Source organism: Bradyrhizobium sp. USDA 3315, from assembly GCF_054056795.1.
In genome coordinates, this window is sequence record NZ_JBSRYP010000001.1 from 8,397,869 (window position 1) to 8,411,913 (window position 14,045).

Annotated in this window: 10 protein-coding genes; 3 read left to right on the forward strand and 7 right to left on the reverse strand. The window is 64.0% G+C overall.

Annotated elements, in window-relative coordinates; genetic code table 11:
* Positions 1-80 precede the first annotated feature (80 nt).
* The 6 genes from ACVIYL_RS39360 to ACVIYL_RS39385 all read right to left on the reverse strand — a co-directional run bounded on the left by ACVIYL_RS39360 (position 81) and on the right by ACVIYL_RS39385 (position 9,785).
* Positions 81-695, reverse strand: coding sequence for a class I SAM-dependent methyltransferase (locus ACVIYL_RS39360; RefSeq protein ID WP_057020229.1), 615 nt, complete (start codon positions 693-695; stop codon positions 81-83).
* Between the two features lie 459 nt (positions 696-1,154).
* Positions 1,155-2,426 carry a calcium-binding protein gene (locus ACVIYL_RS39365; protein WP_456781095.1) on the reverse strand — a complete coding sequence of 424 codons (1,272 nt, stop codon included), beginning with the start codon at positions 2,424-2,426 and terminating at the stop codon, positions 1,155-1,157.
* A gap of 674 nt (positions 2,427-3,100) precedes the next feature.
* The gene (locus ACVIYL_RS39370; RefSeq protein WP_456781096.1) at positions 3,101-4,282 is read right to left on the reverse strand and encodes a glycosyltransferase; all 1,182 of its coding nucleotides are present in this window, start codon (positions 4,280-4,282) and stop codon (positions 3,101-3,103) included.
* Positions 4,252-6,240: an alginate lyase family protein gene (locus ACVIYL_RS39375; protein ID WP_456781097.1), complete on the reverse strand. Its 1,989-nt coding sequence runs from the start codon at positions 6,238-6,240 to the stop codon at positions 4,252-4,254. The genes ACVIYL_RS39370 and ACVIYL_RS39375 overlap by 31 nt, the downstream gene beginning before the upstream one ends.
* 1 nt (position 6,241) lies before the next feature.
* The gene (locus ACVIYL_RS39380; protein WP_456781098.1) at positions 6,242-8,422 is read right to left on the reverse strand and encodes a bi-domain-containing oxidoreductase; all 2,181 of its coding nucleotides are present in this window, start codon (positions 8,420-8,422) and stop codon (positions 6,242-6,244) included.
* Positions 8,423-8,534: 112 nt separating this feature from the next.
* A complete protein-coding gene (locus ACVIYL_RS39385; RefSeq protein ID WP_456781099.1) occupies positions 8,535-9,785 on the reverse strand; it encodes a glycosyl hydrolase in 1,251 nt (416 codons plus the stop codon).
* A gap of 117 nt (positions 9,786-9,902) precedes the next feature.
* On the opposite strand from ACVIYL_RS39385, the gene ACVIYL_RS39390 reads away from it, so the two are divergent.
* From ACVIYL_RS39390 to ACVIYL_RS39400, 3 genes are all read left to right on the forward strand, one after another.
* Positions 9,903-11,207 (forward strand): glycosyltransferase family 4 protein, encoded by a 1,305-nt coding sequence (locus ACVIYL_RS39390; RefSeq protein WP_456781100.1) that lies wholly within the window; start codon positions 9,903-9,905, stop codon positions 11,205-11,207.
* Between the two features lie 78 nt (positions 11,208-11,285).
* Positions 11,286-12,596, forward strand: coding sequence for a nucleotide sugar dehydrogenase (locus tag ACVIYL_RS39395; protein WP_456781101.1), 1,311 nt, complete (start codon positions 11,286-11,288; stop codon positions 12,594-12,596).
* An 8-nt stretch (positions 12,597-12,604) separates the two neighbouring features.
* Complete coding sequence (locus ACVIYL_RS39400; RefSeq protein ID WP_456781102.1) at positions 12,605-13,324, forward strand: class I SAM-dependent methyltransferase; 720 nt, start codon at positions 12,605-12,607, stop codon at positions 13,322-13,324.
* Between the two features lie 21 nt (positions 13,325-13,345).
* On the opposite strand, the gene ACVIYL_RS39405 is transcribed toward ACVIYL_RS39400, so the two are convergent.
* Complete coding sequence (locus ACVIYL_RS39405) at positions 13,346-14,017, reverse strand: class I SAM-dependent methyltransferase (protein ID WP_057020220.1); 672 nt, start codon at positions 14,015-14,017, stop codon at positions 13,346-13,348.
* Positions 14,018-14,045: the final 28 nt, after the last annotated feature.

Consider the following 14,045-nt stretch of genomic DNA (forward strand, 5'->3'; position numbering starts at 1 on the left):
GCAGGCCGCGAAGCCAATTTCGAGCACGTTCTCGCGCGATTTAACCAGGGAACCTTATAACATTGTTTAACATCGACAAATCACGAGTCGGCGGTCACCGTCTCCTGGAAGTCGAATCCGCAGGCCTCCAGCTGCGGCCTGATCCGCTCATCCCTGGCCTCCGGCATGAGTGCCAATGCACAGATCTCAAAATTCCCGCTCCGAACGGAAACCGTCGGAAAGCCGGCGCTGAGCAGCAGGTTTCCCATCCGCTCGGTCGAAAAGCCGGTCTTGTGCGCCATGTGATAGCGCCCCTGCTCGATCGCGCCGGAATGCCCGTAGATCATGTCCAATGGCCGGATCGGACCAGCCGGCGAGACGTAAGCGATCGCGCCGAGGCCGCGCGTCAACATGTGCTGCGCGACCGCCTCGAGGTCGGGAGACATGATCAACGCGAATCCGTCCGGCTTGAGGACTTGGCGGAACTGGACGAATGTGGGGTGAACCTCATGGGCGTAGAGATGCTCCATGACATGAGAACACCAGATCGCGTCGAACGAGGCCGCCGGAAACAATCGGGCAAGATCGGTAATCGACCCGACGACGTCGGGGCTCACGCCGCCGTCGACGTCTAATCGAATCTCGTCCCATTCATGCGATGTCAGGAGCGGCTGGATGCGCTTGGTAACCGTCGATCCAGCGCCGGCATTCAGCATTTTTTTCTTGGCCAATTCGAGAGCTCCGCGAGTTCGTTAAGCGGCTGAGTTCTGCAGCGATCGTTCGTCTTGAACAAAGGTGCCAGGGCCGCAGATAGCCATCGGGCGCAGCTCCGTTGTGTCAAGCGAGCGGCACGGCTTTACAAAAGCTACGTGGTCCGAATGTGACGAACTAACTTATAACATCCATTGGCGGAAATGCCCCGGGCGGAACTTGTGATTAATTCGATGCATCCGACGCGAATCGGCCGACAAAGTTCCAATCGGGATGCGCGCATGCGCTTCCCCTTGAGGCGAGCCGTCGAACTCATCGCAGGTGCGTCATGATCATCAACGGCAGCGTATTCGATTGTTCAATTTCAATTACCCATTCCTGACGGCCATGCTGGCGATCAAAGAAAAAAGCGCCGCCTCAACCTCGGTTGGGGCGGCGCTTTCGCTTAGTGCAGACCTAGGATCTTACAGCTTGGTCGAATTACCATCGTTGAAGATCAGGTATTCAATGTTGCTGATCTGGGTCACCTGACCATTGCTGAAGGTGATGTCCATAGAACCGTTCGATCCAGAGCTGATGTCGCTCACGTCGGTCGAAGCGTGATCCAGGAAGGTCAGGGAGTCCTTGTTGCCGCCACCGCCATCGATGGTGTCGCTGCTGGTGGCGTTGTTCAGGTAGAAGTAGTCCTGACCGGAGCCGCCAACCATCGAGGCCGTACCGGTGTCGGAGCCGACGAACGAGTCCTTGCCGTCGCCGCCGATCAGAGTCTGCGTGCCGGAGCCGGCGACCAGCGTATCGTTGCCGGAACCGCCATGCAGCGTGTCGTTGCCGGCGCCGCCATAGAGCGAGTCGTTGCCGGCACCGCCGTCGAGCGAGGTCGCGTGCGACGCATCGCTGCCCGAATAGAGCACGTCCTTGCCGTTGCCGCCGAACTCAGCAGCAGTCTGGGCACCGCCGACAAGGAGGTCATTGCCGTTGCCGCCATGCAGCGTGTCGACACCGGAACCGCCATACAGCGAGTCGTTGCCGGCGCCGCCGTCCAGACTGTCGTTGCCCGCACCACCGTACAGCGCATCGTTGCCCTTGCCGCCATCCAGCGTGCTGGAATTGCCGGCGGTGCTGCCGGACACCAGCACGTCCTTGCCGTCACCGCCACTCAGCTGCGACGAGCTGCCGCCGTAGAGTGTGTCGTTGCCGGAGCCACCGTTCAGGGTGTCGGCACCGGAGCCGAACAGCAGATCGTTGCCCTTGCCGCCATCCAGCGTGCTCTGACCGGAGACGTTGTCGACCAGCACGTCGTTGCCGGAGCCGGCATCGATCGAGTCGTGACCGGCACCGCCGAAGATGGTGTCGTTGCCAGAGCCGGTGAGAACCGTCGTGTCGCCGGTGTTGTTGATGAACACCTGATCGTTGCCGTGGCCGGTCGCGACCAGCACCGGGGTGCTGCCGTTCACCGTCAGCGTGACGTCCTTGTTGGTGTCCTCGATGATCGCCTTCAGGTTGGCGTCGGTGTTAACGGTGTTAATCGGGTTGGTTTCGATCAGAACATTGGCGTTCGGATCCGGGTTGGTGATCCCAGCCCCTTCCTGCACCGGAATCGTCGCGCCGTTATCCGGGCTGGTGTATCCGATCCCCGCGTTGATCAGATAGTCAAGAATCTGTTGCTGGGTCGAGTGATCGATCGTTCCGTTGATCGCGTGTTTGAGGTCAGTCTGGTCGAGATTGTAAGTCGCCATCGATGTAGCCCCTGCTTGGGATACGAGGATTCAAGCCGCTCGCCCACACTTAAGCTGTTGATTCACAACTGGTTTGTTGCGATGCAACCCAAATGTGGACCCAGGTTACGAACTTGTTAAGTCCATTGTTAAGTCCGCTAGGCCGGAGTGTCAATTAGCAATGCGCCGTTAACACCCGGTTCCACGAGATTTATGTGAGACTTAGCACCATTTCGGATGCACTATAACATTCAGAGCACGCCCATCGCCAATGTTAGCCGCGGCGCAAAAAAGGGTAGTGATTATACGGGGTTTCACGGGGGCCCGGGATGCCGCGGGAGCGCAGAATTTCGCTGATGCCGTGAGCGCTTCGACGCGATTTTCTGATCTGAAAAAAATATTTCTGCATCGCATGAGACGTTCTGCAAAAAAGCGTCAAATTTCGCGGCCGACGCCCCACCGGCTAGTGTTATAACGCCGCTTGGCAGCAGATTGCGGGCTCGATCAGGCGAGATCCATGGAATCACCCGCAGAATCAGCGCCGTTCGCCCGCGGAATTAAAACCTGGCGCGCGATGCCGATCAGACATCCCGCTGTAACAAATTAACACCAGATTTGCCGCAATATGTTAGCGACGCCGGCATGGAACCGGCGGGACGATGCCCGATCGCGCGCAAAGCGCCGACCTGCGGCGATCATCCCCCGGCGGCGCGCGCGTAGATGGCCTCGAGCAGCCGGCGGTTCTCGTCCGGCGCGTAGCGCTCGAGATAGGCGGCTCGTGCGGCCCGTCCCCATGCGGCGGTCAGGCCGGCGGCGCCGAGAACCTCACCGATCCGCTTTCGGAGCGTGGCCGCATCGCCCGGCGGCACCAGCGCGCCGGTCTTGCCGGCGCTCACCACCTCGGCAAGTCCGCCGATCTCGGAGGCGATGACCGGCGTGCCGCGCGCGAAGGCCTCGACCACGACCATCGGAAATCCCTCGTACCACAGCGACGGCACCACCAATGCCCGGGCATTCGCCATTTCCCGCAGCACCTCATCGCGCGAGAGCCCGCCCAGGAAGGTGACATGATCGGGCGCCCGAGCCTCCAACGCGGCACGCTCCGGTCCCTCACCCACGACGCGCAAGGACGCGCCGGTCCCCGCAACGGCCTCGAGCAGCACGCCGACGCCCTTCTCGCGGCTCAGCCGTCCTACATAGAGCAGCCCGCGGCGCGGCGTGGCTGGATCGGGCGCCCCCGGATCGGCCATGAAATTCGGCTTCACGTCGATTCGGTCTGCGTCGAAGCCGGCCTGTGTGAACAGGGTTTTCGCAAACTGCGTCAACGCGATCAGGCGCAGGCCAGGACGCGTCCAGGTGCTGCGGCGCTGATGCCGCGCGATCATGTAGGCCGACGCCATCGAGCCCGGAAGCGATCCGCGGTAGCAGCGGTGCACGACGCCCCAGAGATGGCCGCGATCGAGGCACTTGTGGCAGATGCGGCCGTCGCGCAGCAGCATGCCGCCGGTGCAGATGGTGCGATAATTGTGCAGGGTCACCACCGCGGGCACGCGCTTTTGCCGGCAGAGATCGAATACCGCAGGCGACAGCAGCGGGAAGAAATTGTGGACATGCACGACGTCGGGGCGAAAGCGGTCGATCGCCTCCGCCACGACCCGCTTTCCCTCCGCGTTGTCGGCGATCGACAGCGTGGTCGTGATGCGCGCGGCGAGCGAATTGATCGCCGCGTTGCTGACCGTGAGCGTTTCGACGCTGTGTCCTGCGGCGCGCAGCAGGTCGACTTCCGCTTCGAACACGACGTCCTCGCCGCCGCGTCCCTGATACCTGTTGTGAGCGACCAGGATCTTCATGATCCGGCCGGGTCTGAAAACCAGCACAGCTCGGTCACCAGGCTTTGGCCGCCCGCGAGCGTACCGGAGCCGATCAAGGTCGTCGCCGGTACCTTGAGATCGAAGGACGGCGAATACCAGCCGGCCGGCATGGTCTCGTCACCCCGATACGGCATCCAGCTGAGGGTCGCCGGCAGATCGAGCTCGCCGCGCCCGCCGGGCCATGCGAGCTGCGCCCTGTGCCCTTCGAGCCTGCATTCGACGTCGGGACCGAGATGCCAGCTGAGGCTCGCCGGGACCGCAAGCCCTTCATCAGCAAGCACGATATCGGTGACGACGAGCCGCGCCGCCTGACGCTGCAATTGCGCCGAGCGGCGATGCACGACACCTGCTTCGTCGCGATATCCCGAATGCTCCGCGACCCAGCTCGCATCTGCATCGCGATCGTCCAGGCCGCTGGCTGCGACAAGCCGGCTCTGCGCATGCCGTGTCCAGAGAAACGGCCCGCCTGAGACCGACTGGTCGCGCGCGAACAGGCACAGCGTGTTGTGCGCCAGCGTGGAGCGGAAGTAGGCCCGCCTTCGCGGATCGCCATGGTAGCAATAGGTGCCGGGGTCGGCGAGAATCTCGACACCGCCGATCCTGCATTCGAGCGACAGCGCGTCCGCATGGGCGTGGGCGGCAATGCGGCCGAAGCCATGCGGGCCGTGGTCGCAACGGCACCACACCGCGCGCTCGGAATCGATCAGAAAGATCTGTCCCGCCCCCTCAAGCAAATGCGGGCGGCGCTTGGGCCGCCCGGCGATCGCACGGGCCTCGATGCCGTCGGTGAGCACAAAGCTGCGCAGATCGGGCTCCGGCGATGTGGGCCACCATGGCAGAGCGCCGAACAGGCGCGCGCCGCTGGCGAGCAAGCCGAGCCAGCGATTGCCGGCGTGATCGTCGAGCAACAGGCCGATGCCGTCGTCGCCATCGCCCTGCCGCGGCGGATGACCGCGATCGTCCAGCATCGCAGCAATGACGTCGCTCATGCGGCACATCGTGGTCCACACTGCATCGCCAAGCGGATGTCCGGAGGACTCGCCCTGCACTGCCGCCGCCAGCAGCAGTTCGAGAACAAAGCCATGATAATCGGTCGCGAGCTCGCTGTTGCTGCCGCAGGCAAGCGTCTGCGCAACGGCTTCGTGCGCCAGTGTGGCGGCCGATTGCTCGCGCCATCGCGCACTGTCCTGGAAGAACGGAAACACGCAAGCCGCCACGAACTGCCCGGCAGCCTCCGCGATGAGGTGGTTGTTGGCCGAGGAGCCACGGCTTGGGAACTGCGACAGCCAGTATTGATGCGCATAGAGCTGCGTCAGGAACAGTTCGTTGTCCTCGAACAGCGCGGCAGCGCCGGGCCAGTTCTGCAGCAGCTGACGTACCCAGGCCCATGAGATCAGCCGCACGCCAAGCTCGATGCCGCTGATCCAGTGCGGGCCGCGCGGGAACGGATTTTCGCGCCACCAGCTCACCAGATGCTCGGCCGCGCGCCTGGCGTAGCGCTCGTCGGAGCTCAGGTAATACGCGGCCGCGAGCACCGTGAGATGGTGGTGACGCGACGGCTCCCAGATGTATTTGATGTTTCCGACCGCGGTTTCGTCACGATAGGGAACCGCGAATGCGTGCACGCCGGCCGGCGCCCGCTTGCCGCTTCTGATATCGACGAACCAGTCGGGCCGTTCGCCGAGGGCCCCATGATCCCTGGCGAAAATCCGCCAGTGCCCGGCGAGAATCCGATCGGAGCTCTGGATCAGCCGTTCGGCGGCCTGTTGCGGAGCGCTGGCCCGCGAAGGCAGCGGCTTCAGGCGCGGCTGCCGCGGGCCGGCAGCGAGCCTGGCGCTGGCGCGCCGCGCGATATCCGGCGGAGTGATCCGCCAGAGCAGATGCAGCACCTGGTCGTTCACCCGCCCCGCAAGCTCGGACGGCTCCATGCGCTGCAGCCTGCGCAGATACCAGGCCGGATTCATCTCACGCCGTCGAGGCGTGCGCGACGCGCTGCTCTGCCGCGCCGACCGTCAGATCGATCGGCATCCCGGCGGCCGCGCTTTCCTGCACGGCAAGCGTTGCGCGCGTGGTCGCCAGCAACCCGTCGAGCGCGATCGGCATCGCGGCTCCCGATGCGACCGCGGCGATGAAGGCATCCAGCATCGGCCGCTGGCCCTTGTCGAGCCGCGCTGTCTTCGCCGTGCGCTGTCCGGCGTGCCAGACCTCGAAGCCCGAGAAATTGTCGAAGGCGGCAAAACCCGTGCTTGCCGATATCTCGAGCGCTTCCTTCGGCACCCGCGGATCGCCGCCGGTGAGATAGCTGAGACTCGCGACCGACCCGTCGGCAAAATCGAAGGTGGCGACGAGATTGTCGACGTCCCTGCCCGCCGTGCTCGCGGAGACACGCACCGGCTCGGCGCCGAGCCACCAGCACAACACGTCGATGAAATGGCCGCCCTCGCCGACGAAGCGGCTGCCTTCGCTCTCGGCCTGCAGATACCAGGACGATTTCTCCAGCGGCCCGGCGATGACGCGATATTGCAGGGTCTGCGGTCCTGCCGGCGCGAACGCCGCGCGCATGCCCTGCAGCAGCGGCGAAAAGCGGCGGTTGAAGCCGACCATCAGCCGGCTGTTGCCGGTTTCCCGGATCACCTGCTCCAATCGATCGAGCGAGCTTGTATCGATCGCCAAGGGCTTCTCGACAAACACCGCCTTGCCGGCGCGCAGCGCCTGCGTCGCGAGGTCGGCATGGGAGGCATGGCGCGTTGCGATCAGCACGGCATCGATGTCGTCGGCGCCGAGCACCGAGGCCGCGTCCGTCGAGGCACGCGCGAAGCCGAACTTGCGGACCGCCGTGGCGCCGCTCAGGCCGGTATTGGTGGCGACCTCGACGAGATCGACGCGCTGGTTGCTCGCAAGCTGCGGCAACAGCATGCTGGAGGCATAATTGCCGGCGCCGATGACGCCGAGCCGCACCCGGCCGCTGCGCAGGGCAACCGCCGGACGATAGGTCATCTGCATCGCGCGGGGAGCGGCGTCCGGATAGGCGAACACCATGCCGAGACCGACCTCGCCACGGCTCATGCGCTCGAACGCCGACGTCGCCTGCTCCAGCGGCACCGTTTCGGAAATCAGCGAGGAAAAATCGAGCCGCCCGTCGGCGAGCAGCGCGACGATCGCCTCCATATTGCGCTTCTCGGTCCAGCGCACATGACCGATCGGATAATCGATGCCGCCCTCCTCATAGAGCGGATCGTAGCGGCCGGGGCCGTAGGAGCGCGAGAAGCGCACGTCGAGCTCCTTGTCGTAGAATTCGCTCCACGGCAGGTTCAGCGTGCATTTGCCGATATCGACAATGCGGCCGCGGTCGCGCAGCAGCGCCGCCGAACGCGACGCGAGATCGGGATCGTCGCTGCCTGCGGTGATGAACACGCAATCGACGCCGTTGCCTGCGGTCAGCTGGTCGATCCGGGCGCGGAATTCGGCCGCGGCATCATCCGATGCGACGGCACAGACCGCGGCGCCCGCAGTCTCCGCCTGGCGGCATCGCGCCTCCAGCCTGTCGAGCCCGGCGACCACGACACCGGCGCTGCGCAGCAGCCGCACCATGATCTGCCCGATCAGGCCAAGGCCGATCACGCAGGCGGTCTCGCCGAAACGGATCTCCGACTGGCGCATCGCCTGCAGCGCGATCGAGGCGATCGTGGTGAATGCGGCCTGGTCGAGCGCAGCGCTGTCCGGCAGCGGCACGCAGAGGTTCACCGGCACCCAATTATATTCGGCGTGGGTTGCATATTGATTGCCGCCGCAGCAGACACGCTGTCCGACCGAGAAGCCACCGACGCCCTCGCCCACTTCCACGACGGTGCCCGACAGCGAGTAGCCGAGCGGCGTGTAGGAATCGAGGCGGTTCATCACCTTCTGATAGGTCGCAAGCAACCCCTGCTGACGGACCGAGCTCACCACCTTGGCAACTTGGTCGGGTCGCGCGCGCGCCTTGCCGAGCAGCGACAGGCGGCCTTCGGTGAACTTCATCATCTCGGTGCCGGTCGACACCGCCGAGAACGCCGTGCGCACCAAAACCCCGCCGGGACGGCAGCGCGGCGCCGCCACATCGATCAGCTTGAGCTCACCGCTCTTATAGTTCTGCGCGATCTGCTTCACGGTCGGTCAATCGCCTCAAGTTAACAGCGCTCCTTGTATCGCGCCCAACGCCCGCAATGAAGCCAGGAAACATCGTCATAATTATCTCATTGCCGGAGACTTAACATTGTTATCATTCCAGCAACAGGACCGGTTTTGGCGAGATCTCGACCTCGCCGTTGGCGACAGGCCCTTCGCCGCCGTCGAGGCCCTGGTAAAGGCTGAAACGCGGGTCGGCCCGATAAACGGACCGGCCTTTGGTGGTCCAGAGGATCAGACCGTTACGGCCATCCGGCATGCGAAGCTCGACGCGCCAGGTCGTCGGCGACGTCCTGCCTGCCGCCACGACGCTTGCACCGACCAGCCAGGACTGGATCGTGCGGTAGGCAATTCCGCTCGGAAGCAGCCCGCGCGCCGGGTCCCATAATTTTCCAAAGTCGCTGCCGCCTCCGGCAAACTCGTACCAATAGAACCGGTCGACGCCGCTGATCCATTTCAGGATGTAGGCGCGTGCCAGACACCCGTCCGGATTGTCCTCATAGGACGACCAGCCGGCCTCGGTGTCCCAGATCGGCCTCGCGGACAGGTCGTGCGCGACAAGGATCTTCTTGAAGCGCGCAATGATTCCAATCACCGCTTCGGGCTCGCTCGTATAGCCGTGAAAGGCGAACACATCGGCATATTGTCCGCCGCCTTGCGCCATGAAGGCCTGTTGCCAGCGATATCCGTCCGGTGTGCCGTTGGACGGCGGTGTCAGCACGGTCAAGGTGGGATCGCTGGCTTTAATGATCTCGTAGGCCCGCTTCTGCAGCTGGACCATGGTTGCGATATCGCCCGAGTAATATTTGGGATCCTCGGGCTCGTTCCAGATTTCCCAGTATTTGATGCGGCCGCCGGCTCGCGCCACGGCCGCGCGCACCCAGTCATCCCATGACGCGAGATCGGCCGGCGGCGAGCTTGCACCGGGCGTGAACGCCGGCGGCGCATCCTTCACCGACGCGGCCCAGCGCGGCGTATAGGCGAGATTGAGAACGATCTCGACGTGCTCGCGCTCCGCCGCCGCCAGGATGGCATCGAAGCGCGCCCAATTGTAGATGCCGGGCGCCGGATTGATCTGTGCCCAGTAGATCGCGCCCCATAGCCGAACGCCGTCGAATTTGAGCTCGGGCCAGGGCTGCGACTTTGGCTGCGACTGCCCGATTGCGTTGATCGTCATGCCGAACAGCGTAGGCGGGATCACCGCATTCACGCGGCTCGCACTCAGCGCATCGCTTGACGTCGAACCATTCCACTGCAGCGGCCATTTGTAGGCCAGCGGCAGCAGCGCGCTCAAAACCAGCGCAATCAATGCCCTTTGGCCCCAATCCCTCACTCTGCCTGCCATGTCCCTGTCTCGTCGCCGTCACATCGGTGCCGGGATTGCATAGTGGAAGCCGCGCATGTTAATGCCGATGTTAGTCGGATTGTGATGTTGTTAGGTCAATGGTATAGATCATCTCAGATGTCGAGAGCTGAACCATCACCGCGGCGGATCCTGATCATCGTCGAGAACCTTCCGGTTCCTTTCGATCGCAGGGTGTGGTGCGAAGCAACGTCGCTGCGCAAGGCGGGCTATGAAGTTTCCGTGATCTGCCCGAAGGGGCGGGGTCATAACGAATCCTACGAATGCCTCGAAGGCATTCACATTTATCGCCATCCGATGCCGGTGGAAGCGCGCGGGATCGCCGCCTACCTGATCGAATATCCGGTCGCGCTGTTCTGGGAAACGCTGCTCGCGATCAAGGTGGCGTGGAAGCACGGCTTCGACGTGATCCAGGGCTGCAATCCGCCCGACCTGATCTTCCTGATCGGCCTGTTGTTCAAACTCGGCGGCAAGCGCTTCGTGTTCGATCATCACGACGTCAATCCCGAGCTCTACGAGGCGAAATTCGGCCGCAGGGACTTCTTCTGGCAGCTGCTGCGGCTGGTCGAATATCTCACCTTCAAGACGGCGAGCATCTCGATCGCCACTAACGAATCCTATCGCGAGATCGCGATCACGCGCGGCGGTATGCCGGCCGGCCGGGTTTTCGTGGTGCGATCCGGCCCCAATCTCGACCGGGTGCGCTCGCGGCCGGCCGATCCGGCCTGGCGCCGTGGCCGGCGCTACAGCGTCGGCTATGTCGGCGTGATCGGCCAATCGGAAGGCATCGATCTTCTGCTGCAGTCGATCGGCCACATCGTGCACGATCTCGGCCGCACCGACATCCAGTTCAACATCGCTGGCACCGGGCCGGAGTGGAATGCCGTGGTCAAGCTCTGCGAGGAGATGCAGCTCTCCGACTACGTGAACTTCACCGGCGCCATCGCGGATGACGCGCTGTTCACGATGCTCTCGACCGCTGACGTCTGCGTCAATCCGGACCGCGTCACGCCGATGAACGACATCTCCACCATGAACAAGATCATGGAATACATGGCGCTCGGACGGCCGATCGTTCAGTTCGACGTTCGCGAAGGCCGCCGCTCGGCGCTCGACGCCTCGCTCTATGCCGCGAAGAACGATCCGAGGGATTTCGCCAGCAAGATCATTACGTTGATCGAAGATCCGGCATTGCGGCAGACGATGGGGGCATTTGGCCGCAACCGCGTCGAGCGCGCGCTGTCGTGGACGCATGAGGAGCCGAAGCTGCTCGCGGCCTATGAGGCGTTGTTCGCCGGGAAGGCCCCCGCACAAAGCCGTGCACCGCGCGCGCATGCACCCGCCGAGCGGCCGACCTCGCAACCTTCCAGCGCGAACGCAGCTGCCGGGCGGGCATCGTCTTGAACGCGCAGCCGCCTCACTCATGTCAAACGCGACGCGGCTGCGGCCACGCGCACGTCCTGGATTGTTGAAGGTCGAAGCATGAATGTCAGCATTTTCGGCCTCGGCTATGTCGGAACGGTGTGCGCCGCCTGCTTCACCGAACTCGGCCACCAGATCATCGGCGTCGACAAAAGCGTTGCGAAGGTCGACCTGATCCGCGGAGGCAGATCGCCGGTCGTCGAGCCGGGCATCTCGGACAAGGTGGCGCGCGCGGTGGCAACCGGTCAGCTGACCGCGACCACCGACGCCACCGAAGCGATCGTCAACAGCGACATATCGATGGTCTGCGTCGGCACGCCCTCGTCCGGCAACGGCAACCTCGACCTGACCGCGATCCGACAGGTCGCGATCGAGATCGGCCACGGACTGCGCGCCAAGAACGCGCCGCATACCGTGACGATTCGCTCCACCGTGCTGCCTGGCACCACTCGCGGTACCGTCGGGCCGCTGATCGAGGAAGCCTCCGGCAACAGGATCGGACGCGATTTCGACCTTGCCTTCAATCCCGAGTTCCTGCGCGAGGGCAGCGCCATTGCGGATTTCAACGCGCCGTCCAAGACCGTGGTCGGCGCTTTCAACCAAAAAACCGCCGACCGCGTCATGGCGCTCTACAAGGATCTGCCCGGCGCCAAGATCACGCCACCGGTCGAGACCGCGGAACTGGTGAAATATGTCGACAACAGCTGGCATGCGCTCAAGGTCAGCTTTGCCAACGAGATCGGCACGATCGCGAAGACGCTCGGCATCGACGGCCGCGACGTCATGAACATCTTCATGCAGGACACAAGGCTCAACATCTCGCCGGCCTATTTGCGGCCGGGCTTTGCGTTCGGCGGCTCCTGCCTGCCCAAGGACGTCAAGGCGCTGAAACACCTTGCGCACAGCCGCGGACTGTCGACGCCGGTGCTCGAGAGCATCCTGCCGAGCAATGACATGATCATGTCGCGCGGCGCCGACTGGATCCTGTCGCATGAGGGCCGCCGCATCGCGTTCCTCGGCATCAGCTTCAAGGCCGGCACCGACGACGTCCGCGACAGTCCCTTCGTGAGGCTGGTGAAGAGCCTGCGCGGCGCGCGGCGCGACATCCGGATCTACGACCCCAATGTGCAGCTCTCGCAACTGATCGGCGCCAACCGGGATTTCCTGATGCGCAATCCGGAGCTGGTCGGCCTGTTGAACGACGACGTGACGGCAACCATCGAGTGGGCCGACATTATTGTGCTGACGACGGCGGATCCGCGCTTCGTTGCGGCGCTGACGGCGACCCGTCCCGACCAGGTCGTGCTCGAACTGTCGGAGATCGGATTGCCCGAGCAGGTGCGCGCCAAAGTGAGCGGCTTCCACTGGTAGGGAATATCATGGCCACCATGGGCCGGACCCGCGAGCGACCCGAAATCCGCTTTCACGACGAGATTTCGTCGGGGTGGGAGACGCTGCATCAGAGCCGCACCTTCAGGGCGCGGACGGCCGCGATGTTCGGCCTGCTCGGGAACGCAGACCTCAATGGGCAGCGCTGGCTCGACGCCGGTTGCGGCACTGGAACGCTGTCCCGCCTGCTCGCCGGGCGCGGCTGCGACGTCACCGGCGTCGACGCCTCATCGGAGATGATTGCGGCGGCTCGCGGCCGCGGCGCCGACGGCATGCTCGCGGGGCGGCTCACATTCCGGCAGATTCCGACCATCGCGAGCCTGCCGTTTCCCGATCGATCCTTCGACGGCACGCTGTGCGCGAGCGTGCTGGAATATGTTCCCGACGTGGCGCAGTGCCTCGCCGAGATGCATCGCGTGCTCATGCCCGGCGGGCTGTTGCTGCTCTCGATCCCCAACCGCGGATCGCTGCTGCGCCGGAGCTACAAGCTCGCGCATGCGGCCTCTTCGCGCGTGTCGGCGCGGCCGCTGTTTCGCTATCTCGCATTCTCCAAATTCGATACCTCGCCGGCGGCCATGCAGGGTCTGCTCCGACAACCCGGCTTCACGATGCTGGGGAGCAGCTTTGCCGGCTCCCCGCTGCCGCCGGCACTCGATCGCCAGCCCGCAGTGGGCACGCTGATCAACATCCTGGCCCGGCGCGACGATTGACCTGACAGGCGGATGGCTGCCTCACGCCTTGATCGCCATCAGCGATTTGGTCATGCCGAGATAGCGTTCGCGATAGATCTTCGCGTCCGGAAACGTTTCGGTCATCTCGCGCCAGTCGAACAGATGCCAGTCGGGCGCGGTGCGCTTGAACCAGAAGCGATTGAATCGCTCGATCAGCGCGATCTGCAGCCGCCTCGGCAGCAGGACGATGATGCCCGGCAGCCAGGTATGGCTTTCGATCGGAAAGTACCGGTACGGCGTCTGCACGTAGAAGGACTTTGCGACCCGCGAGATCTCGCCCGCAAAACGGTTCTGATGCGCGCGCGCGATGCTCTGAAACGCCGCTTCGTCCTCGATCGTCACGACATCCTGCTTCGGCCCGGTGACATGTTCGATCACCGACGAGCAGAAGCAGAAGTCGAACGCCTGATCGTCGAACGGCAAGCGCTCGGTCTCCCGGAGCAGGACCGTCTTGAACCCAAAGCGCTCGCGCGCGGCTTTGAGATCGTCGGCCGAGATGTCACAGACCGTGATGTCGGTATGGCGCGGCAGGATCGCGCGAATGTGCCGGCCGGTCCCGCCGCCAAGATCGAGGATTTTCGCATCGAGCGGCAGGTTCACGGTGCGGACGAGGAATTCGCCGCGCCGCTGGCGCGCTGCATTGGAAAATCGGGCTTGAATCGCACCCAGCAAGGTCAGTCTCCTGCTACCGGCCGGTCCG

Excerpts from the sequence above, each read along its gene's own strand:
- ACVIYL_RS39400 (WP_456781102.1), top strand. The coding sequence starts at position 12,605 with ATGGCCACCATGGGCCGGACCCGCGAGCGACCCGAAATCCGCTTTCAC.
- ACVIYL_RS39375 (WP_456781097.1), bottom strand. The coding sequence starts at position 6,240 with ATGAATCCGGCCTGGTATCTGCGCAGGCTGCAGCGCATGGAGCCGTCC.
- ACVIYL_RS39395 (WP_456781101.1), top strand. The coding sequence starts at position 11,286 with ATGAATGTCAGCATTTTCGGCCTCGGCTATGTCGGAACGGTGTGCGCC.
- ACVIYL_RS39365 (WP_456781095.1), bottom strand. The coding sequence starts at position 2,426 with ATGGCGACTTACAATCTCGACCAGACTGACCTCAAACACGCGATCAAC.
- ACVIYL_RS39360 (WP_057020229.1), bottom strand. The coding sequence starts at position 695 with ATGCTGAATGCCGGCGCTGGATCGACGGTTACCAAGCGCATCCAGCCG.
- ACVIYL_RS39390 (WP_456781100.1), top strand. The coding sequence starts at position 9,903 with ATGTCGAGAGCTGAACCATCACCGCGGCGGATCCTGATCATCGTCGAG.
- ACVIYL_RS39385 (WP_456781099.1), bottom strand. The coding sequence starts at position 9,785 with ATGGCAGGCAGAGTGAGGGATTGGGGCCAAAGGGCATTGATTGCGCTG.